Origin of the sequence: Salinicola tamaricis, from assembly GCF_003006155.1 — a bacterium.
Classification (GTDB): Bacteria; Pseudomonadota; Gammaproteobacteria; order Pseudomonadales; family Halomonadaceae; genus Salinicola; species Salinicola tamaricis.
In genome coordinates this window covers 3,413,842-3,427,789 of record NZ_CP023559.1, presented here as the reverse complement: position 1 = coordinate 3,427,789, position 13,948 = coordinate 3,413,842, and the positions used below count along the sequence as shown (strand labels likewise).

Annotated in this window: 10 protein-coding genes and 1 pseudogene; 4 read left to right on the top strand and 7 right to left on the bottom strand. The window is 66.9% G+C overall.

The genetic code is table 11. The annotated features are described in order from the left end of the window. Positions 1 to 102 precede the first annotated feature (102 nt). Positions 103 to 1,458: a M18 family aminopeptidase gene (locus tag CN538_RS15710; RefSeq protein ID WP_106420048.1), complete on the bottom strand. Its 1,356-nt coding sequence runs from the start codon at positions 1,456 to 1,458 to the stop codon at positions 103 to 105. A 185-nt stretch (positions 1,459 to 1,643) separates the two neighbouring features. Between CN538_RS15710 and CN538_RS26455 the strand changes: the two are divergent. From CN538_RS26455 to CN538_RS15695, 4 genes and pseudogenes are all read left to right on the top strand, one after another. Further along, a pseudogene (locus CN538_RS26455) lies at positions 1,644 to 2,226 on the top strand (carboxy terminal-processing peptidase); the annotation flags it as partial. A gap of 6 nt (positions 2,227 to 2,232) precedes the next feature. After that, entirely contained in the window at positions 2,233 to 3,732 is a 1,500-nt protein-coding gene (locus tag CN538_RS15705; protein WP_422917589.1) for a carboxy terminal-processing peptidase, read from the top strand. 457 nt (positions 3,733 to 4,189) lie between these two features. Next, on the top strand, positions 4,190 to 4,639 hold the full coding sequence (locus CN538_RS20475; protein WP_164999632.1) for a capsular polysaccharide export protein, LipB/KpsS family: 450 nt from the start codon (positions 4,190 to 4,192) through the stop codon (positions 4,637 to 4,639). A 26-nt stretch (positions 4,640 to 4,665) separates the two neighbouring features. Beyond that, positions 4,666 to 5,307, top strand: a complete 642-nt coding sequence (locus CN538_RS15695) for a capsular polysaccharide export protein, LipB/KpsS family (protein ID WP_164999631.1) — start codon at positions 4,666 to 4,668, stop codon at positions 5,305 to 5,307. Between the two features lie 117 nt (positions 5,308 to 5,424). Here the strand turns inward: CN538_RS15695 and CN538_RS15690 are convergent, their stop codons facing one another. From CN538_RS15690 to CN538_RS15660, 6 genes are all read right to left on the bottom strand, one after another. Then, entirely contained in the window at positions 5,425 to 6,450 is a 1,026-nt protein-coding gene (locus tag CN538_RS15690; protein ID WP_106420045.1) for a glycosyltransferase family protein, read from the bottom strand. 65 nt (positions 6,451 to 6,515) lie between these two features. Beyond that, complete coding sequence (locus CN538_RS15685; protein ID WP_106420044.1) at positions 6,516 to 7,466, bottom strand: glycosyltransferase family 2 protein; 951 nt, start codon at positions 7,464 to 7,466, stop codon at positions 6,516 to 6,518. A gap of 149 nt (positions 7,467 to 7,615) precedes the next feature. Then, complete coding sequence (locus CN538_RS15680; protein WP_106420043.1) at positions 7,616 to 9,886, bottom strand: glycosyltransferase family 2 protein; 2,271 nt, start codon at positions 9,884 to 9,886, stop codon at positions 7,616 to 7,618. After that, complete coding sequence (locus tag CN538_RS15675; protein WP_106420042.1) at positions 9,886 to 10,092, bottom strand: hypothetical protein; 207 nt, start codon at positions 10,090 to 10,092, stop codon at positions 9,886 to 9,888. Before CN538_RS15675 ends, CN538_RS15680 begins: the two co-directional genes overlap by 1 nt. A gap of 1,102 nt (positions 10,093 to 11,194) precedes the next feature. Further along, positions 11,195 to 11,728: a glycosyltransferase family 2 protein gene (locus CN538_RS23320; RefSeq protein ID WP_164999630.1), complete on the bottom strand. Its 534-nt coding sequence runs from the start codon at positions 11,726 to 11,728 to the stop codon at positions 11,195 to 11,197. A 54-nt stretch (positions 11,729 to 11,782) separates the two neighbouring features. Then, on the bottom strand, positions 11,783 to 13,948 hold the full coding sequence (locus tag CN538_RS15660) for a rhamnan synthesis F family protein (protein ID WP_207233536.1): 2,166 nt from the start codon (positions 13,946 to 13,948) through the stop codon (positions 11,783 to 11,785).

The following is a 13,948-nucleotide window of genomic DNA, read 5'->3' as shown; positions in this document are numbered from 1 at the left end:
AGGACCCTCGCTTTGCCCGGCCCCCGCGCCCCCTCGTCAGAGCATCGGGAATGGGCCCTAAGAGGCTTCTCTTTTCGTACAAGCCCTAGTGTCGTACAACCCTTAGGCGTCGTGCGCCGGGTCTAGCGTCGCCCGATTGTAGAACGCGATCAGCGCCCGAATCAGATAGCCCGGGTCGCGGGTGCCGGCGGTCTCGCGGATCGAGTGCATGCCCCACTGCGGCACGCCGACATCGATCGTGGGCACACCCAGCTCGGTGGCGGTGATCGGCCCGATGGTGCTGCCGCAGCCCATGTCGGCACGCGTCACGAACTGCTGCACCGGCACCTCGGCCTCGCGGCAGAGATCGTGGAACAGCGCGGCGGTCGCGCTGTTGGTGGCGTAGCGCTGGCTGGCGTTGACCTTGATCACCGGGCCGGCGTTGATCGCCGGCCCATGGTGGGGGTCGTGCTTGTCGGCGAAGTTGGGGTGCAGCGCGTGGGCGTTGTCGCAGGAGATCATCAGCGAGCGCTGGATCAGGCGCACGAAGCCCTCGTCACCCGCCTCGCCCAGCGCCGCATTGACCCGGCGCAGCACATCGGCCAGAAACGGCCCCTGAGCGCCGCAGGCGCTGGCGCTGCCGACCTCCTCATGATCGTTGGCGACCAGTACCGCCCCCTGGCTGCCATCGCAGCCGAGCAGCGCCTCGAGGCCGATGAAGCAGGAGAGCAGATTGTCGAGCCGGGCGCTGGCCAAAAGCTCCCCCGCGACCCCGACCCGCGCCGGTGGCTGCACGTCATGGAAGCCCAGTTCGAAGTCGACGATCTCGGCGTCCTGGATGCCGTGCTCGGCGGCGATCCACTGCTGCAGCAGGCGCGTCACGTCCTCTGCCTGGCCACCCTGCAGAAACACCGGCGCCATCTGGGTCTGGGCATTCATGGCGCGGCCGCTGTTGGCCTCACGATCGAGATGAATCGCCAGACTGGGGATGATCGCCACGGGTTCGGAAACATTGATCAATAACCCTTGCAGTCGACCGTCGGCTCGACGAACATGCACCCGGCCGGAGAGTCCCAGATCACGGTCGAACCAGGGCGCCAGCAGTGCCCCACCGTAGACCTGCACGCCCAGCTGCAGCCACCCCTTGTTGACCACCGCCGGCTGCGGCTTGAGTCTGAGCGCCGGACTGTCGGTATGCGCCCCGACCATGCGCAGCGCCCGCAGCGGCGTGGCCGGAAGCTGCAGCGCAATCAGCGAGCTGTCGTTGCGCGTGACATAGACCTTGTCGCCCGGCGCCAGCTGCCAGCTGTCGGTCTCGCGCAGTCGACGATAGCCGGCGTCTTCGAGACGCTCGACGAGATTGGCCGTGGCGTGCCAGGGCGAAGGCGAACGGGCGAGGAAATCGATCAGACGATCGATAACGGCGTTGTTGGCGAGCGCAGTGTCGGAAATGGCATCGGCGGCGACGGGGTCGGACATGAGGTTCCTCGAACGGCGGTCGGTCGGCAGTCGATACGACTGCTACAATGGATTTTGGACCTGAAAAGATTCATGGATCCGGTGGTCTGAAAGGGAACAGCCGGTAGTCTTAAAGGGAACAGAGTGTACAGGAAACCGGGAGTGCTTCATTGATAACCCTGACTGTCGCCGCTCGGCACGCGGCCATGTGTTTGCTACTGCTGGCATGGAGCGTCGTGGCGCTGGCCGGTCCTACCCCAACCGATGCACAGCGCCAGGCGGCGACGGAAGTGGCGGAGGCGATCCAGTACGGCTCCTATGCCGAAGTCACCCTCGACAATGCCTGGTCGAAGCGCGCCTTCAAGCGCCTGCTCGACGTGCTCGACGATCAGCGCGCCTATCTGCTGCAGCGCGACGTCGACGACTTCAGCGACCTCGACACCACGCTCGATGACGCCGTCGAGGATGGCGATCTGGACCGCGTCTATGCCTTCTATTCACGTTATCAGGACCGTGTCGAAGCACGCCTGCAGTGGTTGGTGGCGCGGGTCGATCAAGGCATCGACTACACCTATACCGGCAACGAGCGCCTGGCGCTCGACCGCAAGGACTCGCCCTGGGCCGGCAGCGAGGCGTCGCTCGACGCGCTGTGGAGCAAACGCCTCGAGAACGCCGCACTGACGCTGTCGCTCAACGACCAGACGCCGGAGCAGATCCAAGACGCTGCACGATCGCTACACCAACCAGCTCAACCGAGTGCGTCAGACCAACGCCGAAGACGTGCTGGTGCTGCTGATGGCCGCGGTCACCGGCACCGTCGACCCGCATACCGAGTATCTCTCGCCGCAGCAGGGAGAGTCGTTCGATATCCAGATGCGGCTGTCGCTCGAGGGGATCGGCGCGCTGCTCCAGAACGACGGCGAATACGTCAAGGTTTCCAGCCTGGTCCCCGGCGGACCGGCGGACAAGAGCGGCGTGCTGCAGCCGGCGGATCGCATCGTCGCGGTCGGTCAGGGTAACGACGGCGACATGGTCAATGTGGTCGGCATGCGTCTGGATCAGGTGGTCGAGCTGATTCGCGGGGCCAAGGGCTCCACCGTGCGCCTCGACATCATTCCGGCCAAGGCGGTCGACGTCACCCGCACCCAGCAGGTCAAAATCGTTCGCGACACGGTCAAACTCGAGGATCAGGCTGCCCACAGCAAGGTCGAGGAGATCCAGCGCGACGGTCAAACCCACAAGATCGGCATCATCACCGTGCCTGCCTTCTACGTCGACTTCGACGCCTGGCAGGCGGGTGAGACCGACTATCGCAGCACCACCCGCGACGTCGCCAAGGAGATCGCCAAGCTCAAGGCACAGAACGTCGAGGGCATCGTGCTCGACCTGCGCAACGACGGCGGCGGCGCCCTGCAGGAGGCCAACTCGATGATCGGGCTGTTCATCGACCGCGGCCCCACGGTGCAGGTGCGCGACGCCCGCGGCCGCATCAATCTGTATGGCGATACCGATGCCGGCGTCGCCTACGACGGCCCGTTAGCGGTGCTGGTCAATCGCCTCTCCGCTTCGGCCTCGGAGATCTTCGCCGGCGCGATCCAGGATTACGGCCGCGGCCTGGTGATCGGCAGCCGCACCTTCGGCAAGGGCACGGTGCAGACCCTGAGCGATCTGAGCCACGGCCAGATCAAGCTCACCCGCGCCAAGTTCTACCGTATCTCCGGCGAGAGCACCCAGAACCGCGGCGTCGAGCCCGACATTCTCTTCCCCAGCCTGATCGACCCCGACGAAATCGGTGAAAGCGCCCTCGACAACGCCCTGCCCTGGGACCGCGTGCGTCCGGTGCAGTACCGGCTCTACGGCCAGCCCTGGCGCTACCTGGAGAGCCTGCAGGATCGCCATGACAAACGTGTCGCCAACGATCCGGACTTCGTCTATCTGGAAAAGCAGGCTCAGTTGATCAAGCGTCTGCGCGAACAACAGACCAGCATCAGCCTCAACGCCGAGCAGCGTAAACGCGAGATGGAGGCTCAGGAGACCGAGCAACTGGCGCTGGAGAACCAGCGTCGTCGCGCGCTGGGCCTGGAACCGCTGACGAGCTGGGTCGACGCCCGCGATCGCTCCACGCCCGACGACGGCCAGTCGGACGCCAGTGACAGTGGCGCCAAGAACGATAAGAGCGCCAAGGACGACAAGGCAAGCAGGAAGGTAAAGCCGACAAGGCCGACGACGTCGAGCCGATCGACCGCGCCGAGCTGCAGGAGACCTCGCAGATCCTGCTCGACTACGCCCAACTGATGCAGAAGCCCCCCGCCAACTGAGCGACCGCGCGCCGGCCCATCACCACGGGCCGGGCGCCATGGAATACCCGGCGCCCCATCCCTGCATGGGGCGCCTGGCGTTTCGGCCCCGACAGTTTAGCGCCCTCTTCTTTTCCCGGGCCCCACCGCCAGCGCCCTACCGGACTGAGATATCTCGGCCCGGGGGAAGCGAAAACGCTGACATAAGCCAGCGTCAGATTCATGCGATCGGGTCATGCCACGGCGCAACGCCGTCGCTAGAGTCAGAAGACCCCGCCGGCATCGCCTTCCCGCGCGCTCATAACGGGCATCATCACGGGCATGCGCACACCGGCACTGACACGCCGGACACGCCGCCATGTTCTTTCCCCAACGCACCTATCTGTTCCTGGAAGGCCCCCGCCTCTCCTTTCTTCAGCCAATTGGCTCAGCGCCTGCTGGACGATGGGCATCGCGTGGTCAAGTTGCACTTCCATCTCGGTGAGCGCCTCTACTGGCACCACCCCGACGCGCTGACCTTCCGTCATCCCCTGGCGATGCTGCCCCACGTGCTCGGCGAGCTGTGGCGTCAGCACCACGTGACCGACCAGGTGCTGTTCCAGATGCACACGCCCGCGCACGGTCTGGCGGTTGCGCTCGCACGGCGCTACGGCATCCGCAATCACCTCTTCGAGCACGGCTATCTGGGCCCGGGCCGCATCACGCTGGAGCGTGAAGGTAGCGGCGCACGCTCGCTGCTGCCACGCGACCCCTGGTGGTTCCACGCCGCCGCCGAGGGGCTCAGCGAGCCGGCCGCAGCGGTCGTATGGCCAGCGCCCGGCACTCTGGCCCCGTTGCTGCCGGCGCTCTACCGGCTGGGCGCACGGCTGCCCCCGCGGCGCGCGCCACGAGCGGAACGCAAGTGACCGGCCAGCGGCCCCCCATCTGGCCCATGACACCATCGCCGACAGTCCCCGGGGCAAGTGCCACTGAGCTCGACCTGGGGCCCTTTTTCATTCTCTCCAGCGGCGGCCAGTTGGGACGTGACGATCAGGCTCCTCAGCGCCGCCACCTCGAGCGCGTGATCGCCGGCTTCGCCCGCGTCGCCCCGGCCCGCTGCCGGTTGTTGCTGCTGCCGACCGCAGCCGATCGCCATCGACATCCCCCCCGCCGCTGGTTGGCACGCCTGGCACGGCGTCTGGCACTGGGAGAGCGTCTCGGCTTTCTCGACCCCATGCAGCTACCGCGACTGCTACCCCACGCCAGTGGCTGGGTCGGCCAGGGCGAACCCGAAGCTCACCTGGCCCTGGCCGAAGGCTGTCCGCTATTCGCCCTCAGCGACGCCCACTACTGTCTGCCGGGGCTGGCGGCGAACGACGATCTGGAGCTGTTCTGGCGCTATCCGCGCGCGCCCGAGGCCGATCTCTACCAGGCCTTCCGGCGGGTGCTGATCCACGCCACCCAGATCGAGGGCGACTTCCACGCCAGCGCCGGCCGCGATCGCGCCGTCATGGAAGCCGCCGAGCGGCTCACCGCCAACATCTCGCCGATCGAGCGCCTGCTTCACGCTTCCCACGCCCGCGTCGCCTCCTGAACCGCGCCGGCGACCTTGCACGCCGCTGCCATCCGCCCCAAAACGCCCACCGCCCGCCCGAGTCTCCCCGGGCGGGCGGTCTCTTCTGATACTCCACTCAGCGCCAGCCTTGGCGTGTCAGCGTCGCGCCCACCAGAACGCCCGCGCCCGCGCCGGGTCGCCGAGTTCACGCGCCTTGTGTGCAGCGCGGCGAGCCATCGCTCGGGCCTCGCCGGGCTGCTGTACCAGTCGCTCGACGGCCTCGCGCCAGTCCACCTCGGCGTTATCCACCAGCAGCCCGTCGACACCATCCTCGACCACGTCGCGGTAGGGCGAGCAGCGGCTGTAGATACCCACGCTCCCCATCAGCGCGTTATCGAGAAACTTGATGTGCGACTTGCCGGCATTGAACGGCGTGTCGACCATCGGTGTCAGGCCGATGTCCGCACTATGCTGCCCGCGGTAGCGCTGAAAGGCGCGCCAGTTCAACGCCCGCGGCGTCTGCACCCGGGCGAGCCCCTGCAGTGCCCGCGGCGTGTGCTCGCCAAGCATGATCTCGAAGGAGAGATCGGTATGGCGTTGGTGCAGTGCTACCAGCGCCGGCGTGATCGCCTCGAGATCACCTAGGTGCGCGCGCGAACCGTAGAAGCCGATGCGCGTCAGCGCCGGCGGCGGCATGGTCGCCAGCGGTTCGCCGATCAGCGGCGGGGTCAGTACCGCCACCGCCGGATGATGGCGACTCAGCTGCTGGCCCAGCGCGGCGCTGCTGGCGATCACCTCGTCGGCCAGGGCGAACAGCCGCGGCTGCAGCTGCGTGGCGACATGGCGCATGCGCCGGCGATAGCTCGCCGGCAGACGCGGGTCCTCGGCTGCCGCGGGGATATCGTCGTCGATCAGGTAGCGGACCGTCGCCAGACGCTCGCGATTGGCCTCCAGCCAGGAGAGCCAGTAAGTGTTGAGCGAACGGCAGACCAGGACATGGGCATGGCGCATCTCTCCCACCAGCCACGGCATGCACATGATCGGCAGACGCCAGTAGCTGGTATCGATACGCCTGACCTCGACGCCCCGAGCCTGCAGCCAGGGTGCCGCCGACCCCAGGAAATAGATGTCCTCGGTCGGGCAACTGCCATCGCTCAGTACCACCCAGCGTGGATAGCGCATGATCGGGTCCCCTCTCGGATTGGCGTTGACGCTGCGAGTTAGGCAGTGGCCACGCCGGTCGCGGTTCAGGCCGGCGGCGCGAGCAGCGCGCGGCCAATGTCCAGGCGCGGCTTGACCATCAGCTTGGTGAAGGCCATCAGCACCATCTCGTCGATTCCCGCGCCCAGGTGGTGCTTGAGTTCGTCGTAATCCTTGAAGCTCGGCTCCGGCGCCACGCACATCTCGAAGAAGTGCTGGCGATTGACGTGCGGGTTGTCGAGGAAGAAGCGGCTCAGCCGGTTGTGCTTCTCCTGCTTGGCGGCGCTGGCGACGTAGTTGCCGATACGCGCGAAGAACTGCTCGACGTTGCGCAGCGGCAGGTGGTAGACGCACGCCTCCCACTCGCGGGCAAAGGCGGTCGCCTCGGCATCCGGCTCGAGCACGCTCTGGTCGCTCTTGGCCATCAGCCAGTGGTAGCCCATGTGCAGGCGGTGGGATTGGCGGTAGAGACACAGCGCCTTGGTATCCGATGCCTGCTCACCCAGCGACCAGTACTCGGCATCCAGCAATCGCCCGTGGAGATCGGGCTGGGGCGGAATCGGGGTCTTGCAGATCACGTTGATCCAGGGCACGCGGAAGTAGAAGCGCTTGAGGTTCTCCTCGCCGGGGAAGCGCTGGCAGAAGGCATCGAAGAACGCTTTCACCCCCCGCCCATGGTTGAAGGTCAGGAACTCGTCGGCGTCGAAGCCATAGACCACGTTGTGGCAGTCACGCTTGAGATAGATCTCCAGCGCCCCCTGGATATAGTCGGCCTTGCGCTTGGAGAAGCCCTGCTCGTCCTCGATCTCGATGAAGCCGATTTCACGCTCGGGGAATTGCGCCCGCAGCCGCGCCACGCATTCGCGCAGGAAGGTGTGCTCGACATGGCTGAGCACGACCAGGCGGTCGAACCCCAGGCGCAGGTGGTGCAGGCAGGCGGCATAGACCACGTCCTCCTCGCCTCTGACCATGGTGATGGCGGTGAACTCGGTATGCATGTTCGGCTTCCTGTCGTCAGGGTGGAAAGATCAGCGGCGACGACCCGGATCGACGTCGTCTCGGCGTAAAGAAGACACGGCATTCGCACGCCTTCTCGGCCACCTGGGTGGCCCGGCTCAGCGCAGCGAAAAATCCTCGTGGGTCAGGGTCAGGTGCTGGTGGTAAGCCGGATCGGTGAACAGCCTTGCCCCCAGCGGCGGCGCATGTACTGAGCTTCGCTGGCCGCCCGCGCGCGTTTGGCCTGGGTGTCATCGCTGCCGCGCGAAACCGATTCGTGGTGGTAGAGCTCGGCAAACGGCGTCCACAGGTTGCGATAACCGGCGTCACGTACCCGCAGGCAGAAATCGACATCGTTGAACGCCACTGCCAGGTGGGCCGCGTCGAGGCCGCCGACGGCGGTGAATATCTCGCGGCGCACCACCAGACAGGCGGCGGTCACCGCGGAGTAGTTCTGGGCCAGGTGCAGGCGCGAGAAGTAGCCCGGCTGATGCCCGCTGAAGTACTTGTGCGCATGCCCCGCCACACCGCCCACGCCAAGTACCACACCGGCATGCTGAATGGTGCCGTTGGGGTAGTAGAGCTTGGCGCCGACGCAACCGATCTCGGGGCGACAGGCATGGGCGACCATCTCCGTGAGCCACTCCGGATGCATCGGCTCGATATCGTTGTTGACCAGAGCCAGCAGCGCCCCGCGGGCCTGGGCCGCACCGACATTGTTGAGCGCCGAGTAGTTGAACGGCCCCGGACAGCGCAGCACCCGCACCCGCGGGTCGGCGGCGATCGCGGTAAAGAAGTCGAGGGTGGCGGGATCGCGCGAGTCGTTGTCGAGGATCAGCAGCTCGAGGTTGGGATAGTCAGTGCGCTCCAGCAGCGCCCTCACGCAGGGTTCGAGGATCTCGACCCGATCGCGGGTCGGCACCAGCAGGCTGACCAGCGGTGCCGGCTGCGGCAACGGCCAGTGAATCCGATAGGTATTGGGAAAACGCCCCGCCTCGACCCGCACCGCGGGGGTCTCGATGGCCAGATGCTCACGCACCGCGCGCAGCCCGGCGGCGCCGGTATAAGACTTGGCCGCGGCCGCGCCGGCGGTCGAGGTACCGGCGGCCCGCCAGTGATACAGCACCAGAGGAATATGTACGATGCGTTCGGCGCTCAGCCCGCGGGTGCAGCGCAACGCCAGGTCATGATCCTGGCTCCCTTCCAGGCCGAGGCGGAACCCGCCTAGCGCCCGCACCCGAGCGGTGCGGTAGACGCTCAGATGCGATAGATAGTTCTGGCCCAGCAGCAGATCCGGGTTCCATGCCGGCTTGAAGTGGGGATCGAAGCGCTCGCCGCGTTCGTCGATCTTGTCCTCGTCACTGTAGAGCACCTCGGCATCGGGCTGGCGCTGCAGCGCCTCGACCACATGAAAGAGCGCATCCCGGGCCAGCTCGTCATCGTGGTCGAGCAGCGCCACGAACTCGCCCCGGGCCTGCTCGAGGGCGCTGTTGCTGGCGGCGCAGATATGCCCGTTGTGCTCCCGCCGTACCAGCGCGATGCGCGTATCCGCCGCGGCGTAGCGCGACAGCGTTCGCATCACCTGCGGGTCCCGCGAGGCGTCGTCGGCGATGCACAGCTGCCAGTGGGGGTAGCTCTGCGCGAGCACCGAGTCGAGACAGCGCGTCAGATAGGCGGGCTCGGTGTCATGCGTCGGCAGCAGGATCGAGATCGTCGGGGTCCAGTCGAAGGCGGCCAGACGCGCGGCGATCTCCGCCGCCGCCGGCGTGGGGTGGCGATCGAGCCAGGCCCGGTAGCTGGCGCTGGGGCAGGTCCGGGCGAAGGTCGCCTCGTATTGCGCCAGCGCCAGCTCGCGCCACGCCACCCCGCGCTCGCTCGCACGCTGCTTGAGTGCCGCGATCAGCTGCTGCCGAGGGGTCTGCAGCCAGTCCGGATGCAGGTTGGTCAACCGCTGGGCGAGCCGCTCATGGGCAAACCCCGGGGTCAGCCAGACCAGGCGCAGATGCTCGACGCTGAACTCCCCGGCGCTCTCCAGCGGATCGAAGCGGATCGCGCGCAGGGTCGGTGGGATATAGCACAGCCGCTTGGAGACGCGCCCGGCGCGCAGCGCCAGATAGAGGCTGTGCGCCTCGTCGAAGCCGTCGCCGGTATCGAAATAGAGCTTGACCGCGGCGCTGGCGCCAGCGTGATCCAGACGTACTTCGAGCATGTGCCAGCCGGGCAGCGGCAATTGTCGCCGCCACAGGAACTGGGGGTCATCGTCGAGCGCCCGCCAGGCGTGGCGCGACGCCGGTGCCAGTGCCTCGAGCCCGGACAGCGGCAGCAGCCGCGGCTGGCAGACCAGACGCGTGGCGCGCTTGAGCCAACCCCAGGAGGCCGGTACCGGCGCCAGCGGCGCGGGCGAGCTCAGCGGGCGCAGCATCACGGCGCCAGCGCCTGAGACAGGCGTTCATCGACCGCGATCTGACAGCGCCCCAGCGACTGCCCGGTCAGCAATACACGGCACTCCACACGGTCACCGGGGGCCGCCTTGAGCGGCAGATGAAACCCGACCTGGGCGGCGCGCGGCGCGCCCCAGCGCAGAAAGCCCCCGCAGCCCGCTGGCCACGCAGCAGCCAACGCGCTCATCGTTGACGCGCACCTCCACTCGACCGACCGGTAGTCGTCGACCGCCCCCGGCCCACCCCACCCACCACGCGGTCCTGCTGGCACTGCTGAATGCCGCCATGGGCGTAGGGTCGGCCCTCGCGCCACAGCGCCAGGCGCGTCTCGAACAGCGCCAGGGCCTGCTCATAGAGGCTGAAGTCGCACGCGTTGAGTTCGCGTAGCGCGGCCTCATCGATGGTGTCGATGGAATAGACGTGGCTCACCGAGTCGTGGCCCAGATTCTCCGCCAGACCCGGTATCTGCCAGCCGTAGCGGTCGTTGATCAGCGCCAGCGAATCGGCATAGCGCTCGGTGATGCCGACCATTCCCAGCGCTTCGAGCCGCGTCGACTCGAGAAAACGCGCCTGGCGGTTGATCATGTCCTGGCGGCGGTAGAAGGTCTGGAAACTGTCGCGGTACTGGTGGTGGCGCACGAAGTGGTGATACTCCGACGCGATCCGCTGCAGCGGCTCGCGCACGAAGGTGAAGCTATCGCGCAGGCCGGCCAGATGGCCGTACTTGTCCATGCCCACATGGCCTGCCAGCAGGCACACCTGGCGCTCGCGCAGACACTGCCAGAGCTGCCAGCTGTCACGCCGCTGGTGCGCCCACAGCGCCACCTCGGGGGCAGTTTCGCGCTGTTTCTCGCCGTAATCGTGCCACACGCCCTGGCTGCCCAGCTGGTGACGGGCACCCAGGCGAAAGCTGGTACCGGCGGTCTTGGGGATATGCACGAAGAAGCGCGGCGGCGGCGGCGGAGTCATCACCGGCAGCAGCAGCCGGATCTCCTCGCGCAGGCGCGCCAGCAGCTCCGACGAGAAGCCAAGGCACTCCTGGTTGAGGTCGTGATTGCGAAAATACTGCATGTCGCGGGTATTACCGGCGGGCATGTTGGCACGCCCGCGGTTGAGCTTGGTATCGATGAACTCCTGGCGCGACTTGATGTTGTAGTGATAGATCTTCAGCGGCGTGGCGATAACCTCCCGGGTCCGCCCGGAGCGCGGCTGATCGTCGAGGAACGTCACCGGATCGCCGTTGGCGCTGACGTAGCGATAGCCAGGCTCCAGGGTCGCCGCATGCGCGGTCATCGCCTTGACCCGCTGCGGCCTGACGATCGACTTGAAGTGGCAGTTGACGGCATGCGCCTCGACGCTGGCCCGGGTGAACCGCTCCAGCACGCCGCCGGGCTGGCGCCGCTGCATGTGCGAGGAGCCGAAGATGCGCCAGTTGATCGCCACCGCGCCCACATCCGCCGGCGCCAGTATCGGAGCCAGCCACTCCAGCGGCCGGTCGCAGTGGGGAGGACCAGGAACTCGTCGGCGTCGAGAAACGCCATGAACTCCGCCTCGCGCCCCCAGGTCTCCAGGACGTGCGCGTACCAGCTGGTCTGCGCCTTGTCCTCCGGCGTCCAGCTGCAGGTGGTCACCAGACCCAGCCGCTGCCAACTCGCCAGCAGCAGATCGGTGCCGTCATCGCTGCCGTTGTCGGCGATATAGAAGTGCTCGACGCCGATCATGCGGTGGTAGGCGACCCACTCGGGCAGGTAGTCGTGCTCGTTCTTGACGATCGCCACCATCGCAAGGCGGTAGCTCAGCGCCGGGTCTCTGCGTGCCATCATCTCAACCATGAACCTCCGTCCACCGTCGTGCCGGGTCGCCCCGGCCCGCGGTCGTCACTCACCGATGAAAGGGTTGCGGCCGACTTCACTGATCAGTCGGCCCCACTTGAGGATCTCGCCCTCGTCCAGCGCCTCGTCACCGATGAGCACCTCGGGGAAGCCGAGCGCGCGCCACTTGTCGCGGGGGTGCAGGATATGGAAGGTCGCCAGTCCCAGGTCGCCCGGCATCTGGGCGTCCGCGACCACGTTGTCGCCGATGTGCAGATGGCGCTGGACACCCTCGGCGGCCAGGTCCTGCTTGACCTTGTGCCAGAGGCTGCCGTTGTCCTTGCGCGCCTGCTCCGCGCTCGACACCATCAGCCGGTAAGCCGCGGAGACGCCGGCCTTGCGCAGCATCAGGCCGACCTGATCGCGGGTGTAATAGGTATCCGAGATCACCCACAGCACGTGGCCGGAGGCCGCCAGATGGTTGAACAGCTCGACCATCTCGTCCTTGGGCCGGATCATCTCCAGATCGAGTTCGAACTCCTGGCGCATCCACGCCTGGGCCTGAGCCGGCGAGACCTCCAGGCGCTCGGCGAGCTCGTCGTAGATCGCCACGATGTCGACGTCACCCTGGAAATTGGCGCGTTGGCGCAGGCTCGCCTCGGTCTCGTTACGCAGCTTGACGAAGGCGCGCGCCGAGGCGACCCGTCCCTGCTCGGCGAGCCGCTTGCCGAGCTTGAGCTTGGCGTAGTCGGCCACCATGTATTCGCGCCGCACCAGAGTGTCGAAGACATCGAAGCTGATGTAGGAGTGAGCCTGGATACTCGCCAGGTGGTTACTCAGCCGCCCGTGATAGCTGGCGGTGATGTAGCCCGAATCGGTGGTGAACTGACCGGTCGGGGGATAGAAGAAGAGCTGACGGAAGCCTCGGTGCTCGACCAGCGGGCCAAGCACCCGCTCCAGCGCGTGCAGCATCGAGTTATCGTTGGGCAGCGGCTCTGGCGGAAAATCGTCGTAGGCCCAGCCGCGGTCGATCACGCCATGCAGAGCCTGCGGGCGTGCCCAGAACATGCCGCCGGCGGGATAGCTGAGGAAATCGGGGATCGGTCCCAGCCCCAGCTCGCGCTGCCACGTCTGCATGAAACCCTTGTTCATGGTCTGGTGATTGACCCAGGCCGGCATCATCCAGAAGGTGGTCGGATAGTAGAGTCCCAGGCTCTCGTCTTCGGCGAAGGCGTTGAGCAGGCGCGTGATCACCGAGACATCGCGCAGCAGATACTCGATCAGATACTCCGCCCACTGGGTCTGCTCCTTGCCGGAGTAGAGCGACTTCTTCGAGTGCAGGTGGCACAGCAGGTCGTACTCACCCAGCTGCGGGCCGAACTCCACCAGCATCGGGCCGAAGTTGCGTCCACGATTGGGCACGACCCGGGTGTGCAGCGCGCGCACCCGAGGGTGTTCGGCGAACGCCGCCTGTGCCTTCTCCTCGTGCTCCGCTGCCGCCAGCGTCAGGAACACGTCCACCTCGATCGGGAAGCGCGCGATCGCCTCGGCGAAGCGGTCGAGGAAATCGGCATAGAAGACGTGCAGGCACAGCGCCACCTTGAGCGTCGACGCCGCCTCCCCCAGCACCACGCTGGGCGTCACCACCTCGCGCGGGTACCAGCGCACCGTCGCCGGCACGTGCTGGCGTCCCTCGCCGCGACCGTGCAGCAGATAGTGCTGCAGCGGGCTCTGCTGGGCGTGGAACACGTCCATGTACATGCGGTGATAGGTCTCGCTGTCGAAGCGCGGCGACGGGTTCACCGGCGCGAAGCGCGACTTGCGCAGATAGTCGTCGAAGGCTTCGCGCTGAGTGGCGAAACGCAGGCCATAGGTGGACTGATACCACTTGGGATCGAACAGCCCGGTGCTCAGCGCATCGATGAAGGCCTGGCTGATCAGCGCGGCGTGGCCGTCGCCGCCGGCCTGGCCCAGCGGCAGCTCCTCGTTGGCCGGCTGGCGCTCGGTCAGCGCTGCGGCCTCCTCGGCGCGGGTGGCAGCCACCGCGTCCACCGGGACCACATCACCACTGGCCATCGCCGCCGCCATGTCGACCAGCACCGGGTCCGGCGCCGGCGATTCGGCTGCCTGCTCCGGATCCTCGAGAACGGACTGCCGCCGGCGCGCGCGTCCCAGCAGATGTGCCTGGAACAGCCATGGCAACAGCGCCGTCACTTTTCCCTCTGGTTTCAT

What these genes read in the sequence shown, in the direction of transcription:
- CN538_RS15710 (WP_106420048.1), bottom strand. Translation starts at nt 1,458, where the DNA reads ATGTCCGACCCCGTCGCCGCCGATGCCATTTCCGACACTGCGCTCGCC.
- CN538_RS15705 (WP_422917589.1), top strand. Translation starts at nt 2,233, where the DNA reads ATGGCCGCGGTCACCGGCACCGTCGACCCGCATACCGAGTATCTCTCG.
- CN538_RS15695 (WP_164999631.1), top strand. Translation starts at nt 4,666, where the DNA reads ATGACACCATCGCCGACAGTCCCCGGGGCAAGTGCCACTGAGCTCGAC.
- CN538_RS15690 (WP_106420045.1), bottom strand. Translation starts at nt 6,450, where the DNA reads ATGCGCTATCCACGCTGGGTGGTACTGAGCGATGGCAGTTGCCCGACC.
- CN538_RS15685 (WP_106420044.1), bottom strand. Translation starts at nt 7,466, where the DNA reads ATGCATACCGAGTTCACCGCCATCACCATGGTCAGAGGCGAGGAGGAC.
- CN538_RS15680 (WP_106420043.1), bottom strand. Translation starts at nt 9,886, where the DNA reads ATGCTGCGCCCGCTGAGCTCGCCCGCGCCGCTGGCGCCGGTACCGGCC.
- CN538_RS15675 (WP_106420042.1), bottom strand. Translation starts at nt 10,092, where the DNA reads ATGAGCGCGTTGGCTGCTGCGTGGCCAGCGGGCTGCGGGGGCTTTCTG.
- CN538_RS23320 (WP_164999630.1), bottom strand. Translation starts at nt 11,728, where the DNA reads ATGATGGCACGCAGAGACCCGGCGCTGAGCTACCGCCTTGCGATGGTG.
- CN538_RS15660 (WP_207233536.1), bottom strand. Translation starts at nt 13,948, where the DNA reads ATGAAACCAGAGGGAAAAGTGACGGCGCTGTTGCCATGGCTGTTCCAG.